This window comes from Cupriavidus sp. 05L411, from assembly GCF_056398045.1.
In genome coordinates, this window is the sequence record NZ_JBFTOQ010000007.1 from 276,748 (window position 1) to 293,452 (window position 16,705).

Annotated in this window: 18 protein-coding genes; 11 read left to right on the forward strand and 7 right to left on the reverse strand. The window is 67.2% G+C overall.

Features of this window, described 5'->3' with window-relative positions:
* Positions 1-103: 103 nt before the first annotated feature.
* Entirely contained in the window at positions 104-529 is a 426-nt protein-coding gene (locus AC1DQR_RS11080) for a universal stress protein (RefSeq protein WP_150983876.1), read from the forward strand.
* 9 nt (positions 530-538) lie between these two features.
* Here the strand turns inward: AC1DQR_RS11080 and AC1DQR_RS11085 are convergent, their stop codons facing one another.
* On the reverse strand, positions 539-2,506 hold the full coding sequence (locus tag AC1DQR_RS11085) for an APC family permease (RefSeq protein WP_477133030.1): 1,968 nt from the start codon (positions 2,504-2,506) through the stop codon (positions 539-541).
* Here AC1DQR_RS11085 and AC1DQR_RS11090 point away from each other — a divergent pair.
* Positions 2,505-2,630, forward strand: coding sequence for a hypothetical protein (locus AC1DQR_RS11090; protein WP_416048106.1), 126 nt, complete (start codon positions 2,505-2,507; stop codon positions 2,628-2,630). The two genes, AC1DQR_RS11085 and AC1DQR_RS11090, sit on opposite strands and share 2 nt — an antisense overlap.
* A gap of 42 nt (positions 2,631-2,672) precedes the next feature.
* Here the strand turns inward: AC1DQR_RS11090 and pdxR are convergent, their stop codons facing one another.
* Complete coding sequence (pdxR, locus tag AC1DQR_RS11095) at positions 2,673-4,148, reverse strand: MocR-like pyridoxine biosynthesis transcription factor PdxR (protein WP_416048107.1); 1,476 nt, start codon at positions 4,146-4,148, stop codon at positions 2,673-2,675.
* Between the two features lie 155 nt (positions 4,149-4,303).
* Here pdxR and AC1DQR_RS11100 point away from each other — a divergent pair, with 155 nt between their 5' ends.
* Positions 4,304-5,020, forward strand: a complete 717-nt coding sequence (locus AC1DQR_RS11100; protein WP_416048108.1) for a pyridoxamine 5'-phosphate oxidase family protein — start codon at positions 4,304-4,306, stop codon at positions 5,018-5,020.
* 14 nt (positions 5,021-5,034) lie between these two features.
* On the forward strand, positions 5,035-5,199 hold the full coding sequence (locus AC1DQR_RS11105; protein WP_416048109.1) for a hypothetical protein: 165 nt from the start codon (positions 5,035-5,037) through the stop codon (positions 5,197-5,199).
* Positions 5,200-5,238: 39 nt separating this feature from the next.
* On the opposite strand, the gene AC1DQR_RS11110 is transcribed toward AC1DQR_RS11105, so the two are convergent.
* Complete coding sequence (locus AC1DQR_RS11110) at positions 5,239-6,060, reverse strand: inositol monophosphatase family protein (RefSeq protein ID WP_416048110.1); 822 nt, start codon at positions 6,058-6,060, stop codon at positions 5,239-5,241.
* Positions 6,061-6,368: 308 nt separating this feature from the next.
* Between AC1DQR_RS11110 and AC1DQR_RS11115 the strand changes: the two genes are divergently transcribed.
* The 3 genes from AC1DQR_RS11115 to cysE all read left to right on the forward strand — a co-directional run bounded on the left by AC1DQR_RS11115 (position 6,369) and on the right by cysE (position 8,735).
* Positions 6,369-7,199 carry an RNA methyltransferase gene (locus tag AC1DQR_RS11115; protein WP_477133049.1) on the forward strand — a complete coding sequence of 277 codons (831 nt, stop codon included), beginning with the start codon at positions 6,369-6,371 and terminating at the stop codon, positions 7,197-7,199.
* Positions 7,200-7,203: 4 nt separating this feature from the next.
* Positions 7,204-7,779, forward strand: coding sequence for a PrpF domain-containing protein (locus tag AC1DQR_RS11120; protein ID WP_477133031.1), 576 nt, complete (start codon positions 7,204-7,206; stop codon positions 7,777-7,779).
* 212 nt (positions 7,780-7,991) lie between these two features.
* Positions 7,992-8,735 carry a serine O-acetyltransferase gene (gene cysE, locus AC1DQR_RS11125; RefSeq protein WP_006163142.1) on the forward strand — a complete coding sequence of 248 codons (744 nt, stop codon included), beginning with the start codon at positions 7,992-7,994 and terminating at the stop codon, positions 8,733-8,735.
* A gap of 55 nt (positions 8,736-8,790) precedes the next feature.
* On the opposite strand, the gene AC1DQR_RS11130 is transcribed toward cysE, so the two are convergent.
* From AC1DQR_RS11130 to AC1DQR_RS11145, 4 genes are all read right to left on the reverse strand, one after another.
* Positions 8,791-9,579, reverse strand: coding sequence for a UDP-2,3-diacylglucosamine diphosphatase (locus AC1DQR_RS11130; protein WP_416048112.1), 789 nt, complete (start codon positions 9,577-9,579; stop codon positions 8,791-8,793).
* A gap of 83 nt (positions 9,580-9,662) precedes the next feature.
* Entirely contained in the window at positions 9,663-10,163 is a 501-nt protein-coding gene (locus tag AC1DQR_RS11135; protein ID WP_006163144.1) for a peptidylprolyl isomerase, read from the reverse strand.
* 32 nt (positions 10,164-10,195) lie between these two features.
* Positions 10,196-10,780, reverse strand: coding sequence for a peptidylprolyl isomerase (locus AC1DQR_RS11140; RefSeq protein ID WP_006163145.1), 585 nt, complete (start codon positions 10,778-10,780; stop codon positions 10,196-10,198).
* A 70-nt stretch (positions 10,781-10,850) separates the two neighbouring features.
* The gene (locus AC1DQR_RS11145; RefSeq protein WP_416048113.1) at positions 10,851-11,549 is read right to left on the reverse strand and encodes a tetratricopeptide repeat protein; all 699 of its coding nucleotides are present in this window, start codon (positions 11,547-11,549) and stop codon (positions 10,851-10,853) included.
* A 254-nt stretch (positions 11,550-11,803) separates the two neighbouring features.
* On the opposite strand from AC1DQR_RS11145, the gene cysS reads away from it, so the two are divergent.
* The 4 genes from cysS (at position 11,804) to tilS (ending at position 16,633) form a co-directional block, all read left to right on the forward strand.
* The gene (cysS, locus tag AC1DQR_RS11150) at positions 11,804-13,192 is read left to right on the forward strand and encodes a cysteine--tRNA ligase (protein WP_043344964.1); all 1,389 of its coding nucleotides are present in this window, start codon (positions 11,804-11,806) and stop codon (positions 13,190-13,192) included.
* The gene (locus tag AC1DQR_RS11155) at positions 13,177-14,115 is read left to right on the forward strand and encodes a DNA-3-methyladenine glycosylase 2 family protein (protein WP_416048114.1); all 939 of its coding nucleotides are present in this window, start codon (positions 13,177-13,179) and stop codon (positions 14,113-14,115) included. The genes cysS and AC1DQR_RS11155 overlap by 16 nt, the downstream gene beginning before the upstream one ends.
* A gap of 114 nt (positions 14,116-14,229) precedes the next feature.
* Positions 14,230-15,201, forward strand: a complete 972-nt coding sequence (locus tag AC1DQR_RS11160; RefSeq protein WP_416048115.1) for an acetyl-CoA carboxylase carboxyltransferase subunit alpha — start codon at positions 14,230-14,232, stop codon at positions 15,199-15,201.
* On the forward strand, positions 15,167-16,633 hold the full coding sequence (tilS, locus tag AC1DQR_RS11165; RefSeq protein WP_416048116.1) for a tRNA lysidine(34) synthetase TilS: 1,467 nt from the start codon (positions 15,167-15,169) through the stop codon (positions 16,631-16,633). The genes AC1DQR_RS11160 and tilS overlap by 35 nt, the downstream gene beginning before the upstream one ends.
* Positions 16,634-16,705 lie beyond the last annotated feature (72 nt).

Below are 16,705 nucleotides of genomic sequence, written 5' to 3' on the forward strand. Positions count from 1 at the left end.
ACAGCATCTTTGCGGGATTCGAACTTATATGGAATCGTGATGACCGGCAGATACACGCCGGCGGCGAAACGATCGAGGATCGAGACAACGCAAAGGGTTCGACATGCTGAGAGTTCTGGTACCCGTCAACGGCTCCGCGCACGCGCTGGATGCGGTGCGTCATGCCGCCTTCATGTTCCGGGACCGCTGTGTGTCCGAGGTGGTTCTGCTCAATGTCCAGCCGCCGCTGGAATTCGGCCGCGCCTCGGCCTTTCATTCGCTGGCCGCGTTGCGCAAGCTGGAGGAGGCGAGCGGCGAGGCTGCGCTGCGCGATGCACGCAGCATCCTGGACGACGCCGGGGCCAGCTATGTCGCGCAGATCAAGGTGGGCGATGTGGCACAGACCATCGCGCAGGCCGCGGCGGCGAACGACTGCGATGCCATCGTGATGGGCACGGCCGGGCGCACGGCCGTGGGCGCGCTGCTGGCGGGCAGGCTGACCAACAAGCTGATACGCATGTCGCGCGTGCCAGTGACGCTGGTCAAGTAGGCCGCGCCATCACGCTACTTTCATTGGCAGCAGCACCATCTGCTTGCCTTGCAGGTGTAGCCGCTCCTGCAGCTCGCCGGGTGTCTGGTTATGCAGCCAGGCCGTGAGGAAATTGACGTGCTGGAAGATCAGCTTGCTGGCAAAGCAGACGCTGTTCGGGTACTCGGCCGTCACCGCATCGACCAGCGTCATGAACTCGCGCACCGGGTTCGTGCCGAATGCCGCGCGCGAATCGGCCGCCAGGCCGTGGCGCTGGCAATTGGCTACGTAATAACGTAGTGACTCGCCAATCGTCTGTTGAAGGCGGTGCAGCGTTTCCTGGCCCTCGTAGCTCTGCGCGTCGACCTCTCCCACGGCCAGGAAGATCATATTCTTGAAGTGTCCGGGAAATAAGCGCTCGACCCAGAGCAGCGCATGCATGCTGGCGCCGCGGTGTTTGCCCACCAGGACGATCGCGGTGGGCAGGCTGCGGTCGAGCGGCCGCACGTGGCTCGCATCGACCAGCGGCGGGCTGCCGGCGAAGAGGGCATCCGCCTGGGCCAGTTCGGCACGGGTCGTCGTGTAGTGCCGCTTGATGAAGACGCACAGCGCAACCACCAGGCCCGTTACCAGTACGGTCAGCCAGCCGCCAGCGGTGAATTTCTCCACCAGCGTGATCACCAGGACCGTGGCGGTGACCGACAAGCCCAGCAGTGACAGGCCGAAGCGCACGATCCAGCGCGGCTCGCCGCGATGGCGCCACCAGTAGATGCAAAGGCCAAGCAAGGAAAGGCTGAAGGTCAGGAAGACATTGATGCTGTACAGCACCACCAGCACCGCGACCTGGCCGTGCGTCCACAACAGGATCAGCAAGCTGGCCAGGCCCATGACGATGACGCCGTTCTGCCGCACCAGCCGGGCGGAGAGATCGCGGAAATGCCGCGGCACCCAGTAGTCCGCCGCCATGTTCGACAGCACCGCCGGGCCGTCCAGGAAGCCGGTCTGCGCGCCCACCAGCAGCAGCCCGGCCTCGGAGGCCAGCAGCGCCGCGAGCAGCGCATGGCGGGACCATGCCGAGCCGAAGCCAAGATGGTCGATGATGCGGTCGAAGACCACGGCGTTCAGCGTCTTGCCTTCCACCGGCGCCGCGTTCCACAGCATATACAGCAGGATGATGCCGCCCGCCGTGAAGGCCAGCGAGGTCGCCATGTAGAACATCGTCCACTTGCCGTTCGATACCCGCGGCTCGGCCAGCATGTTCACGTTGTTCGAGACCGCCTCCAGCCCGGTGTAGGTACCGCCACCCAGCGAGAACGCGCGCATCAGCAGCGCCGCCACCACGATCGGACCCATCGCCTGCGACATGCCGGAGGCCTCGCCGATGGCGTTGGGCACGACCGCGCCGAGATGGTCGCCGTGCGCGGCAACGCCATAGACGATCAGCCCGAGATGCAAAACCACGAAAGCCAGGAAGATGGGCATCAGCACCAGGATCGACTCCTTCATGCCGCGGAAATTGAGCCCGGTCATCATGATCACGATCACCAGTTCGGTGGCCAGCTTGAAGGCTTGGGCTTCTACCGGCAGCAAGCTGAAGAACGCGTCGACGCCACTGGCCAGCGACGTCGCGACGGTCAGCACGTAATCGACCAGCAACGCCGCGCCCGACACCAGTCCGGGGCGCGGCCCCAGCAAGGCCGTGGCCACGCGGTAGCCGCCGCCACCGGTGGGGAACAGTTCGATGACCTGGTTGTAGCCGACTGCGATGATGAATACCGTGCTGGCGGTCGCCAGGGCAAGAAAGAGCGCCAGCGGCGTATGGGTGCCAAGCGCCAGGAATGCCTCCTCGGGCCCATAGCACGAAGAGGACAGTCCGTCGGCGCCTAATCCCACCCAGGCCAGCACCGGCACTACGGCGATCGCGTGGCGGGTTTCCGGGGCGAGCGGATCGAGCGGTTTGCCGGCCAGTTGCCTCCACCACTTCGACCATGCCGCCATGTTCGCCACCCTGGACGCGATTGCGGCGCAGCGCACGAAAGCGCAGCGCCGGAAATTGCAGCTTGCGGCGCCGCTGCCCGCGCGCCAGCACCGAGAGCTCGGCACTCCCATGGAAGTAATGTAGGCGGCAAGTGGGCAGATTCGCAAGAACGGGCTTAACGCCGCGCTACGACACCGGCTCGCGCAGCAGCGCGTCAATTACCTGTGCCAGCCGCGCGATCAGCCCGTCGATGGCGCCGGCCGGCACGCCGGCGTAGCCGAACACGAAGCCGTTGTACTGCGCCAGCGGCGTGCCGGCCAAGCGGTAGGTGCTCAGCGGCTGCACGATCAGTCCCTGCGCGCGCGCCGCGCGGGTGACCACGGTGTCGGCAAGCGGCAGTTCCAGGCGCGCGGACAGGTGCATGCCGCCAGCGCTGGCCGATACCGTCACGCTGTCATGCAGGTGCCGCGCCAGTGCCGCCTCCAGGGCCTCGCGGCGCTGCCCGTAGCGCTGGCGCATGCGGCGCAGGTGGCGGGCGAACTGGCCGCTGTCGATGAAGTCGGCCAGCGCGATTTGCTCGGCCACGTGGCCGCGCCGGGAGATTTCGCCAAGCGTGCCGGCGATGGTCGCGGCCAGGTAGCGCGGCACCACCATGAAGCCCAGGCGCAGCGCCGGGAACATGGTTTTGCTGAACGTGCCCAGGTAGATCACCGGCGCATCCTCGCTCAGCCCCTGCACGGCCGAGAGCGGCACGCCGCCACGGCGGAACTCGCTGTCGTAGTCGTCCTCGACAACCCAGGCACCGGCGGCGCGGGCATCTTCGATGAGCTTGAGGCGCCGTTCCAGGCTGAGAATGGAGCCTAGTGGATACTGATGGGATGGCGTGATGTAGATCAGCCGGGGCGGGGCGTCGCGCCACTGCTCCGGGCGGGGCGCCAGGCCGTCCGCATCCACTGCCACGGGCTCGAGCACGAGGCCGGCCGACTGGAAGGCGGCCCGTGCACCGCCGTAGCCGGGATTCTCGATCCAGGCCGTGTCGCCGGTATCGGCCAGGATGCGCGCGCACAAGTCCAGGCTGGTCTGCGTGCCGTCGGTGATGAAGACTTGGTCCATGTCGCAGCGCACCCCGCGCGAGACCCTCAGGTACTCGGCGATGGCGTGGCGCAGCGCGGGCTGCCCCTCGACCTTGCCGTAGCCAAGATGGCGCGGGCCGAGCTGGCGCCAGGCGCGTTCGATGCAGCGCCGCCACGCGGCCAGCGGAAAGCCATCCAGGTCGGGCACGCCGGGCACGAACGGCAACAGGTCGTGCATGCCATCGGCATCGCGCTGCAGCCCGCGCACGCGGCGCGACAACTCGGCGACGCGCTTGACCGCCCCCGCGCTGTGGCCAGCCTGCGCCAGGCCCACGCGGGCCACCGTGGTGCCGTGCCGCGTCGGCACCACGAAGCCTTCCGCCGCCAGGCTCTCGTAGGCGTAGATCACTGAGTTGCGTGCCATGCCGAGCTCCGCCGCCAGCGTGCGCGTGGCGATCAGCTGGCTGCCCTGGGCGATTCGCCCGTCGAGGATGGCGCCGCGCAGGCACTCGTACAAGAGCCGCTGCTGGGTGAGCTTGCGGCCATCGAGCTGGCGCGTGAAGGTCGAGACCAGCAGGCCGTAGTCCATGTCGTCGCTTCCGTGGTTTCTGTGGTTTCCGTGGTTCTAAAAACTGTGCCAACTCTGGGTCTAGCCATGGTGCCACGAAATCCCTATCTTGGCGGCATCGCCGTAACGCAACGAGATTGCCGCCGGTACCCACAACCCCAGGACAAGGAGCCACCATGAGCCAGAAACCCATGCCGCCGAGCGAACGTACCCGCGTGCGGCGCGTTGCCGATCGCGGCCACTACGATCGCGCGACACTGCATGCGATCCTCGACGATGCCTACCTGTGCCACCTGGCCTTCACCGACGATCACGGCACCCACTGCATTCCCACCGCGTGCTGGCGTGAGGGCGAGCACCTCTACATCCATGGCTCCAATGGCAGCCGCATGCTGAAGCTGGCCGCGACAGGCAGCCAGGTCTGCGTAACCGTGACGCACCTCGACGGCCTGGTGATGGCGCGCTCCGCGTTTCATCATTCGATGAACTACCGCTCGGCGGTGATCTACGGCAGTTTTGAAGTGGTGGCTGGCGCCGCGAAGGCGGCGGCGATGGATGCCTTCCTGGAGCGCATTGCGGTGGGGCGTTCGGGCGAAGCAAGGCCGGGGGATGCCAATGAGCTGGCGGCGACCACGGTGTTGCGTATCGGGCTGGAGGAAGCCGCCACCAAGATCCGCAGCGGCGGGCCCAAGGATGACGAGGCCGATATGGCGCTGCCGGTATGGGCGGGCGTGCTGCCGCTGCGCCTCCAGGGGCAGCGGCCGGTGCCGGATGGCGTGCAGCCCGGCGTGCCGGATTATGTGCGAAGCTGGGGGCAGGGTGTTTGTACTGAGGCGATGGCAGAGGCCGTCGGCGAGACGATACCGGGCGGGGCGGTCGCGGTGGATGCTTGAGGCGGCAGCACGCCATGGTCATCCCAGCGCATTCACGCCGCGACGCCATTGCGCTGCTGGCCGCGGTGCTGGGTGAACCGCCTGGGCGGCCGCTGCCGGGCGCGATGGCGATGATCGTGGGCGGCGTGGCGCTCGGCATATGGCATCCTGCCGGGGCGCCGCCGCGCCCGTCACGCTGAGCGCGGCCAGGCGGCCGCGCTGCGTTGTTGCCGGGATACTTAGCGGGCCGGCTTGGCGTTGTCCAGCGAGAACGGCGACAGCAGGCGCACCATCTGCGCGAACGCCTTGGGGTTGCCGGCCAGCACTTCGCCTTGTTCGAGCTGGCGCGCTTCGCCGGCGTAGTTGCCCACCAGGCCACCGGCCTCGGTCACCAGCAGCATGCCGGCGGCCATGTCCCACGGGTGCAGGCCTTGCTCGAAGAAACCATCGGTGCGGCCGCAGGCCACGTAGGCCAGATCGAGCGCCGCGGCGCCCGGGCGGCGCAGGCCGGCGCAGCTTTGCGTCATCAGCGCGAACAGTTCCATGTACTGGTCCAGGCCTTCCATGTCGCGGTAGGGGAAGCCGGTGCCGATCAGGCAGTCGGCCAGCTTGTCGCGGCGCGACACGCGGATGCGGCGGTTGTTCAGGAACGCGCCGGCGCCCTTGCTGGCTGTGAAGAGTTCGTCACGCGACGGGTCGTAGACGACGGCTTGTGCCGGCACGCCCTTGTGCAACTGGGCGATCGAGACCGCGTACTGGGGAAAGCCGTGGATGAAGTTGGTGGTGCCGTCGAGCGGGTCGATGACCCAGACGTATTCGCTGGTGGGTTCTTCGCCCTCGGCCCAGGACTGGCCGGACTCTTCCGCTAGAATGGCGTGATCCGGATAGGCCGTGCGAATGATCTCGACGATCGCGGCCTCGGCGGCGCGGTCGACTTCGGTGACGAAATCGTTGTGCTGCTTGCGCGATACCTGAACCCGGTCGATGTCCATCGACGCGCGGTTGATGACGGAACCTGCCTTGCGGGCTGCCTTGACGGCAATATTTAGCATCGGATGCATGAATCTCTCCAGGCCGGCCAAGGGTGCGCGGCCTGGCGCAAAAGGCCGGCGCGCTGCCCTTTGGGGCGGCTGACAACACAACGGATTGTAGAAGAACGGGCGCGTCGCTACCGCATAAAACGGGCGGCGCACCGAAGATGAAGCCTGAATTGTATATGAACCCGCAGAACCAGACGAGCGCCGACGCCAACGGCGCCCCCGCCGCAGCCTCCGCCACCCAGGCCGGCCCGGACCTTGATCCCCCATCTGGCGCGCCTTGCCAGGGCGTTTCCGCTGCCGCTCCGGAGGCCGCAGCCGATGCGGCCCTGATGGCCCCCGCCGCGTTCGCCGCGGTGCGTTTCGTGCTGGTCGAGACCAGCCATCCCGGCAACGTCGGCGCCGTCGCGCGGGCCATGAAGACCATGGGCTTCGGCACCGTGCCGGGCAGCCTGGTGCTGGTTTCGCCACGTGAGCCGGCGGTGCGCGAGCATCCGGATGCTATCGCCATGGCTAGCGGCGCCGACGACGTACTGGCAGGCGCGGTGATCGTCGACAACATCGAGGCCGCGCTGGCCGGTACCGCCTATGCAGTGGCGCTCACGGCACGCCAGCGCGAGTTCGGGCCGCCCCGTTTGCTGCCGCGCGACGCGGTGGCGCAGGCCGGCGCCCGCATTGCCGCCCTGCAAGCCACCCCGCAAGGCGCGCAAGCCACCGGCGCCCACATTGCCTTCGTGTTCGGCAATGAGCGTTTCGGCCTGCCCAACGAGGTGGTCGACCGCTGCTCGGCAGTCACCCACATTCCCGCCAATCCCGCCTACACCTCACTCAATCTTGCCCAGGCCGTGCAACTGGTGGCCTACGAGATGCGCCTGGCACTGCTGGAGGTGAGGGCGACGCCGCTCGCCGAGATCGGCTATGCTGGCGAACCGGCCACAGCCGAGCAGATCGAGGCCATGTTCGGCCACCTGCAGTCGGGGCTGGAAGCCATCGGCTTCCTTGATCCGGCCAGCCCGAAGAAGCTGATGCCGCGCTTGCGCCGGCTGCTCGCGCGCAGCGGGCTGGAGCGCGAGGAAGTCAATATCCTGCGGGGCATTGCCAAGCACATGCTGGCAGCCACGCAAGGCCAAGGCGCACGGGTGCCAACCAAACAGGAGAAGTGAGCAGGTGGAGATTCCGGCCTACTACATGCGTGGCGGCACCAGCAAAGGGGTCTTCTTCCTGGCTGACGACTTGCCCACCGATCCGGGCGACCGCGATGCCGTGCTGCTGCGCGTGATCGGCTCGCCCGATCCGCATGGCCGGCAGAGCGATGGCATGGGCGGCGCCACCGCCAGCACCAGCCATGTCGTGCTGGTGCGCCCCTCGCAGCGTCCCGATTGCGACGTGGACTGCCTGTTCGGCGCGGTGGCCATCGGCGAGCCGCGGATCGACTGGGCCGGCAATGGCGGCGAGCTGCTGGCGGCGGCAGCGCCGTTCGCGATCTGGCGCGGCTTCGTGCCGGCGCGCGATAGCGTCACCACGGTGCGCATCTGGCTGCTGAACGTGAGCCAGGCCGTCGTTGCCCGCGTGCCTTGCCGCAATGGCCATCCGCTCGAGGATGGCGATTTTGCCGAGGACGGCCTGCCGTTCGCGGCGGCCAGGATCGTGCTTGACTACCTCGCGCCGGCCAGTGGGTTGTTGCCCCCCACCAGCGCGCGCCGCCTGATGACCGGCCTGGTGCACGTGCCCGAGCGATGTTGATGACAGGCGCTGCCCGTCCCGCAGATCCGACATGTCCAACATGTTCCGCGGGTCGGCCGGCGTCGTTGCAGCCAATGTCCATGGCGGCAGCAGGGCAGCAAATCTCTTACACTCCCTGATCCCGTTTTCACCGGCCAATGACCATGCCGGCGATCGCGCCAGTCCTGGCCCAGGGCGCGCGGCGCACGGCGTGGCAACACGACACGACCAAGATGTTCACTCGCCTGAAGGAAGATATCGACGCCATCATGCGGCGCGACCCCGCCGCACGCAGCCGTCTGGAGGTACTGACCTGCTATCCCGGCTTTCACGCCGTGGTGTTCCATCGCTTCGCGCACGCCTGCTGGAATGCAGGGTTTCACTGGCTGGGCCGCTGGATCTCGCACTGGGCCCGCTTTTTCACCGGTATCGAGATCCACCCTGGCGCCAAGGTGGGGCGGCGCGTGTTCATTGACCACGGCATGGGCGTGGTGGTGGGCGAGACCGCGGAGATCGGCGACGACTGCACCATCTACCAGGGCGTGACCCTGGGCGGGACCTCGCTCTACAAGGGGGTGAAGCGCCATCCCACGCTAGGTGCGAACGTGGTGGTGAGCGCCGGGGCCAAGGTGCTCGGCGGCTACACCATCGGCGACGGCGCGCGCATCGGCTCCAACGCCGTGGTGCTCAAGCCGGTGCCGCCGGGCGCCACCGCGGTCGGCATCCCGGCGCGCATCATCCTGCCGGACGCGCCCAGCGGGCAGCAGGGCGCCAAGCAGGAGTTCTCGGCCTATGGCATCACGCCGAACGCGGACGACCCGGTCTCGCTGGCGCTCAAGAGCCTGATCGACAACGCGGCGCAGCAGCACGAGCGGCTGGAGACCGTGATGGCCGCGCTGGATCGGCTCGGCGAGCATCTCGAGAACACGCCGAACGACCGCTTCGATGCGAGCGAGCTGCGCAAGCTGATGAAGTAGTTTGATGAAGTAGGTCGATGAAGTAGGTCGATGAAGCGCAGAGGGGGATTCGGCGTCAGCTCACTTGCGGCAGCACGCTGAATCCGCCTGCGTCGAGTTGCAGCACGGCGGCGCGCGGCCGTTTGCCGTCGAGGTCCCAGTCGGTCAGCACCCAGCGCACGCCTTCCGGGCTCTCGTGCCGGGCGGGGCGGTGCGTATGGCCATGCACCAGAGCCGGCGCCTGGCTGGCGCGCAATAGCGCGGCCACGGCTTGGGGCGTGGTGTCGCCATAGTCTGGCGGTGCGTCGCGGCGGGCCTGCGTGCGGCCCGCTTCGCTATCGGCGCGCAGGCGGCGCGCCACGCGCAGCCGCAGCGTCAACGGCAGCGACAGGAATACCCGCTGCACCCAGCGCTTGCGGGTCCAGTGGCGAAACCGCATATAGCGCTCGTCGTCGGTGCACAGCATGTCACCGTGGCTGAGCACCACGCGCTGGCCGGCGCAGTCGATCACGGTGGGGTCGGGCAGCAAGGTGGCGCCCGCGGCGCGCGCAAAGCGCTGGCCCAGCAGGAAGTCGCGGTTGCCGTGCATCAGGTAGACCTGGACGCCGCGTCCGGCAAGCTGGCGCAGCCTGGCGGCCACCTGCGCCGCGAAGGGGCTGTCGGTTTCTTCGTCGCCAACCCAGAATTCGAAAAAATCACCCAGGATGAACAGGGCGCGCGCCTCTTGCGCCGCGCGTTCGAGCACGTGCTCGAACGCGGCCAGCGTGCGCGGCATGCCGGGGGTGAGATGCAGGTCGGAAATGAGCCACGCCGGCGCTGGCACCGCGAGGGCGCCGGCGGCCGGCGTGGATGGGGTCACAGTCATGCGGTTGGAAAGAGATGCTGGCCTGACGGCATGGTGCGACCCCGCGGGGCTCGGTGGAACGTGTCCCGGTGATGGCCCGTGGCTTATTCGACCACCACGGCCTTTTCGATGACCACGTCCTCGAGCGGCACGTCCTGGTGGAAGCCAGCGCTGCCGGTACGCACGCCCTTGATCTTCTCGACCACGTCGGAGCCGTCGGTCACCTTGCCGAACACGGCGTAGCCGAAGCCTTGCGGGGTCGGCGAGGTGAAGTTCAGGAAGTCATTGTCGACCGCGTTGATGAAGAACTGCGCGGTGGCCGAGTGCGGTGCGTTGGTACGCGCCATGGCAACCGTGTAGCGATCGTTCTTCAGGCCGTTGCCGGCTTCGTTCTCGATCGGGGCATCGGTGCCCTTTTGCTTCATGCCGGGTTCGAAGCCGCCGCCCTGGATCATGAAATTCTTGATCACGCGGTGAAAAATGGTGTTGTCGTAGTGACCCTTGCGCACATACGACAGGAAGTTCTCAACCGACTTCGGTGCCTTTTCGGCGTCGAGTTCGATGGTGATGACACCCTGGTTGGTGTGGAGTTCTACCTTGGACATTTGCGTTCCTTTGTTCGGTGTTTGTTCGGCGGTTATTTGACGACAGTAGCCGACTCGATCACGATCGGCGTGGCCGGCACATTACGCATCGGGCCATACGAGGTGGTGGGCGCGTTCTTCATCTTGTCGACGGTATCCATGCCTTCCACCACCTTGCCGAACACGGCATAGCCGTTACCGTCCGGCGACGGATAGTCGAGACTGGAATTATCCACCACATTGATGAAGAACTGGGCGGTGGCGGAGTTCGGATCGCTGGTGCGCGCCATGGCCACCGTGCCGGCCTTGTTCTTCAGCCCGTTCTGGGCTTCCAGCGGGATCGCCGCGCGCGTGGGCTTTTGCTTCATGTCGCGGTCGAAGCCGCCGCCTTGCACCATGAAGCCATTGATCACGCGGTGGAAGATGGTACCGCTATAGAAGCCGCTCTTCACGTACTCCATGAAGTTCGCGACAGTCTTGGGCGCGGCATCCGGATAGACCTCGAGCGTGAACTTGCCGGCGCTGGTGACGAACTGCACCCGTTCGGTTTTCGTCTGCTGTGCCTGTGCGGCCAGCGGCGAGAGCGCCATGGCGGCGGCGGCGATGCCGGCAAGGACTAGGCGACGCGAAAAGATCATGCTTGACTCCGTGGATCGGGGGAACGATAGGGCCGGGCAGGGTAGCGGCCCGGCCCGTTGGGCAAGGTAACTAAGGCTTGGGCGCCGTGGCCGGCTCGCTGGCGGCCGCGCCCGGCTTTCGGGTGCTGTCGGCCGGCGGCTGGATGGCCGCGACAGGCTGCAATTGCTTCAGGCCCGCAGCGGCGCCCGCATCCTTGGGGTTGCGCCGCAGTGCGTTGCGGTAGGCATTCTCGGCCAGGCGGCGGTAGACGTCGCCAAGGTTGGCATAGCCCACGGCGAAATCAGGTTTGACATCGATCGCGATCAGCAATTCCGCTTCGGCGCGCTTCAAGTCCCCCCGCTTGGCGTACAGCAGCGCCAGGTTGTTGTGCGGCTCGGGCAACTCAGGGAAGTCCTGGGCCATGGATTGAAGCGCCGCGATGGCCTCGTCCTCGCGCCCGGCCTGGGCCAGGGCCCATGCCCGCTCGAAGCGGGCCTGGGCATTGCGCGGGTTGGTGGCCAGCACGCGGTCGAAGCGGTCGATGGCCTCGCCATATTTCTTCTGCGCCGCCGCCTTCTCGGCGTCCGCCATGCCAGGGTCGGCCGAGCGCACGCCGCCTGGCGTCGTGGCCGGCACCGCGAGCGATAGCGGACCGTTCTGCGCGCGCGCAGGCCCCGCTACGGCAAGGAGGCCTGCCAGGATCGCCGCCAGGGCGAATGAGGCGGCCGCAATGCGTTGGCGCGCGGGCTGGGATGACACGGTTGCTATGGTGGGCAGGAACAGGCTCATGTATGGGCGGTCCGTTATACTCCGCGGCATTCTAGCAAAGCGCGGCCATGCCGGCCCGGGTATCGGCGCGCCGGCCTGCGCTGGCCCGGCCCGAGCCGGCTTGTCCGTGGTGCGGTGCAAGGCGGGCGACGACCTGCCGCGCTCGGGCGCTTCCGGTAAGATATGGGTCGCGCCAGGCTTTGCGTTGGCGCAAGTTGCCGGTCTCGCGAATGGCGCGACAATGGCGCCAATCCCTCATCCATTCACCTCGTTTCATGCATCCTCTGAATATCTACAACACGCTCGCGCGTGAAAAGCAGCCTTTCGTGCCAATCGAACCCGGCCGTGTACGCATGTATGTCTGCGGCATGACGGTGTACGACTATTGCCACGTCGGCCACGCGCGCGTGATGGTGGTATTCGACATGGTGCAGCGCTGGCTGCGCACCGCCGGCTACGACGTGACGTATGTACAGAACATCACCGACATCGATGACAAGATCATTCGCCGCGCCGCGGAGAATGGCGAGACCATCGGCGCGCTGACCGACCGCTTCATCCGCTACATGCACGAAGACGCCGACGCACTCGGCATCCAGCGCCCGGACCATGAGCCGCGCGCCACCGACTACGTGCCGCAGATGCTCGACATCATCAGCAAGCTCGAAGCCCGCGGCCTGGCCTACCACGCCAGCGATGGCGACGTGAACTACGCCGTGCGCAAGTTTCCCAACTACGGCCGCCTGTCGGGCAAGTCGCTGGAGGACCTGCGCGCCGGCGAGCGCGTGGCCACCAACGAAGCCAAGCACGATCCGCTCGACTTCGTCCTGTGGAAGTCCGCCAAGGAAAGCGAACCCGCCGAAAGCAAGTGGGATTCGAAGTGGGGCTCGGGCCGCCCGGGCTGGCATATCGAGTGCTCGGCAATGAGCTGCGCCTTGCTGGGCGAGCATTTCGACATCCACGGCGGTGGCGCCGACCTGCAGTTCCCGCACCACGAGAACGAGATCGCGCAGTCCGAGGGCGCGAGCGGCAAGACGTTTGTCAACCTGTGGATGCACAACGGCTTCGTGCGCATCAATGACGAGAAGATGTCGAAGTCGCTCGGCAACTTTTTCACCATCCGCGATGTGCTCAAGGAGTACGACGCCGAGGTGGTGCGCTTCTTCATCCTGCGCGCGCACTACCGCAGCCCGCTGCACTACAGCAATGTCCACCTGGAAGACGCTCGTCATTCGCTGACGCGGCTGTACACGGCGCTCAAGGACGTGCAGCCCGATGTCCTGCCGCTGGATTGGGAAGAGGCGCATGCGCGGCGCTTTGTCGATGCAATGGGTGATGACTTCAATACGCCGATCGCGATGGCCGTGCTGTTCGACCTGGCGGGCGAAGTCAATCGCACCGGCTCCGGCGCGATGGCGCGCCAGCTCAAGGGCCTGGCCGCCACGCTGGGCCTGCTGGGGCGCGACGCCCATGCCTTCCTGCAAGGCGGCAAGCCGGCCGATGGCCTGGAGCCGGAGCAGATCGAGGGGCTGATCGCGGCGCGCAAGCAGGCCAAGGCCGAGCGCAATTTTGCCGAAGCCGACCGCATCCGTGCCGAGCTGCTGGCGGGCGGCGTGGTTCTCGAGGACAAGCCCGGCGGTGCTACCGAGTGGAGGCGCGCTTGAACGCTGCCGTGCGCAAGACGGCGACGCCCGCGGCGCCGTCCAAGACTGCTGCGACCACCAAGGCCAAGCCCGCGGCCAAGCCGCTGGCGCCCGCGAAGCTGCCGGCAAAGCCGCTCAAGGCAAGCCCGGCGACGAAAGTTGCCAGGCCTGTGAAAGCGGCCACCAAGGCTGCCGGCAAGTCATCTGGCCCGGTGCTCAAGGCGGACGGCAAGCCTGCCGCCAAGACCGGCGCGCGCGCGGCCAAGGCGCCCGTGCTGCCGGAAGCCGAGGCGTTGCCCCTGCCGGTCGAAACGGTGGTGGATGCCGTGCGTCCGGCTTATTGGGACGAGGCCTGCGCCGACCTGATGAAGCGCGATCGCATCCTGCGCAAGATGATCCCCACCTACGGCCCCGCGCACCTGATCTCGCGCGGCGACCCGTTCATCACGCTGGCCCGCTCCGTGGTGGGCCAGCAGATCTCGGTGAAGGCCGCGCAGACGGTGTGGGAGCGGCTGGTGGCGGTTTGTCCCAAGCTCACGCCGGCGCAGATGCTCAAGGCGGGGCACGACAACCTGGCCGCCTGCGGCCTGTCGCGCCGCAAGGCGGAATACATCGTCGACCTTGCCGAGCATTTCAAGGCAGGGCGCGTGCATGTGAATAGCTGGACCGAGATGGATGACGAAGCCGTCATCGCGGAGCTGACGCAGATCCGCGGCATTGGCCGCTGGACCGCCGAAATGTTCCTGATGTTCAACCTGATGCGGCCCAATGTGCTGCCGCTCGATGACGTCGGCCTGATCAACGCCATCTCGGCAAATTATTTCAGTGGCGAGCCCGTCACGCGCAGCGAGGCGCGCGAGGTGGCGGCCAACTGGGAGCCCTGGCGCACCGTCGCCACCTGGTACATGTGGCGCAGTCTTGATCCCCTGCCTGTGACGTATTAGGCTGGAAGGCAGCAAAATTTGCATGGAAGTGCGCGAGACTGCATCCGCAGACTTGCGGTTTAGTGGGCGAATTCCGGTAGAATGCGCTCCTTCACAGACAGGTACGCGAGTCTCATGAAAACCACCTTCCTAGATTTTGAGCAGCCGATTGCCGAACTCGAGGCAAAGATCGAAGAACTGCGATTTGTGCAGGACGATTCGGCTGTCGATATCTCCGAAGAGATTTCGCGGCTGGCCGGCAAGAGCCAGCAGCTTACCAAGGACATCTACGCCAACCTGACCCCATGGCAGGTGGCACAGATCGCCCGGCATCCGCAACGTCCGTACACGCTGGACTATGTGCGGGAGATCTTCACCGACTTCCACGAACTGCACGGCGACCGTAGCTTTGCCGACGATCTCTCCATCGTGGGCGGCCTGGCCCGCTTCAACGGGCAGGCGTGCATGGTGATCGGTCACCAGAAGGGACGCGACACCAAAGAGCGCGCGATGCGCAACTTTGGCATGCCCAAGCCCGAGGGCTACCGCAAGGCCAAGCGCCTGATGGAGTTGGCCGACAAGTTCGGCCTGCCGATCTTCACCTTCGTTGACACGCCGGGTGCATTCCCCGGCATCGACGCGGAAGAGCGCGGCCAGTCCGAAGCCATCGGTCACAATCTCTACGTGATGGCCGGCCTCAAGGTGCCACTGATCGCCACCATCATCGGCGAAGGCGGCTCCGGCGGCGCACTGGCGATTGCCGTGGGCGACGTGGTGCAGATGCTGCAGTTCGCCACCTACGCCGTGATCTCGCCGGAAGGCTGCGCGTCGATCCTGTGGAAGACCGCCGAGAAGGCGCCGGAAGCTGCCGAAGCCCTCGGCCTGACCGCGCACCGCCTCAAGGCGCTCAGCCTGATCGACAAGATCGTCAGCGAGCCGCTGGGCGGCGCGCACCGCGACGTCAAGGGCATGGCCGTCATGCTCAAGCGTTCGCTGGCGGATTCGCTGCGCCAGTTCCAGGGCATGAGCGTGAAGGAGCTGCAAGCGCGTCGCAACGAGCGTCTGCTGGCCTATGGCAAGTTCAAGGAAACCGGCGCACCGGGCTGACCCGTCCGCCGGCTTGACCGACAAGGTCGCACAGGCGCTTCAGGCCGGTGCGGCCTTTGTTGTTTCTGGCGACGGCGCACGGGCAGGCACGGTGGCGGTGGCACTCTCCGGCGGACGCGATTCGGTCGCGCTGCTGCACGCGCTGCGTGCGGCGGTGGTGGCGTCGTCGCTGCCGCTGCGCGTGGTGGCGCTGCATGTGCATCATGGCCTGCAGGCCGAGGCGGACCAGTGGGACGTGTTCTGCGCGACGCTGTGCGCCGACTGGCAACTGCCGTTCTACAGCCAGCGTGTCTCGGTCAGCCAGGGGCAGGGCGAAGGGCTGGAGGCGGCGGCGCGCCGCGCGCGCTACGCTGCGCTCGAAGCCATGTGCGACGAGGCGGGGGCGGAGTTGCTGCTGTTTGCCCATCACCTGGACGACCAGGTCGAGACGGTGCTGCTGCGCCTGTTCCGTGGCGCCGGGCTGGCCGGGCTTGGCGGCATGCCGCGCCTGCGCCGGCTCGGGGCAAGGCAGCAGATCGTCTTGCTGCGCCCGTGGCTCGAGGTTGGCCGCGACGATATCGATGCGTACTGCGCCGCGAATGCGCTGCCCTGGATCGATGATCCTTCCAATGACGATTCCCGATTCGCCCGCAACGCGCTGAGGCAGCACATGCCGGCGCTGGCCGCGGCGTTTCCCGCGTTGCGCGCCAACGTGGCGCAAGCCGCTGCTCACCTGGCGCAGGCCGGCGAATTGCTTGATGCGCTCGCTACGCAATGGATGGCGGGGCTGGTGCGCACGCCGCGCGATGTCAGCACGCTGTCTGAACTCGATCTTGCCGGGCTGCGCGCGCTGCCGCCGGCCGAGGCCGACGCCGTGCTGCGGCTGTGGCTGCGCGAGCTTGGCACGCAGGCCCCGTCCACCGCGAGGCTGTCCGCCATGCGCGCGCAACTGATCGAGCATGAAGGCGGCGAGCCTGCCATCCAGCACGAGACCCTGATGTTGCATCGCTTCAGGGGGCGTGTGCTGGCCCGCCGCGCGGGGCCAGCCATCGAGTCTGAAGACCTGACGCTGCACTGGCAGGGCGAGGCACGTCTGGCCGTGCCTGCCTGGCAGGGTGAGCTGCGCTTTACGCGCGACGATACCTTCGGCCTGCCGGAAGCAGCGCTGCGCCGGCCCCTGCGCCTCGCCGCGCGCCAAGGCGGCGAGCGCATCGTGCTGCGCCCGGGTGGGCCAGCGCGCGCGCTCAAGCAGGCCTACCAGGAGGCAGGCGTGCCGATGGCGCGGCGCGCGCGGTTGCCGCTGCTGTGGTCGGGCGATCAGCTCGTGTTCGCGGCGGGCCTGGGCATGCACCGGCGCTGGCCGGATGCACCGGCCGCGCCGCGCTGGCGTGTCGAATGGGTCGAGTGGGTCGAGCCGGTTGCATCGCCCGGGCAGGGCGCAGCCATCGAGTAAGCCTCGGCAGGCTGCTTTCCGCCCGCGATATTCCTCGCGCGCCACTTGCCGTGGCCGTCGTCCGAGCCGCCC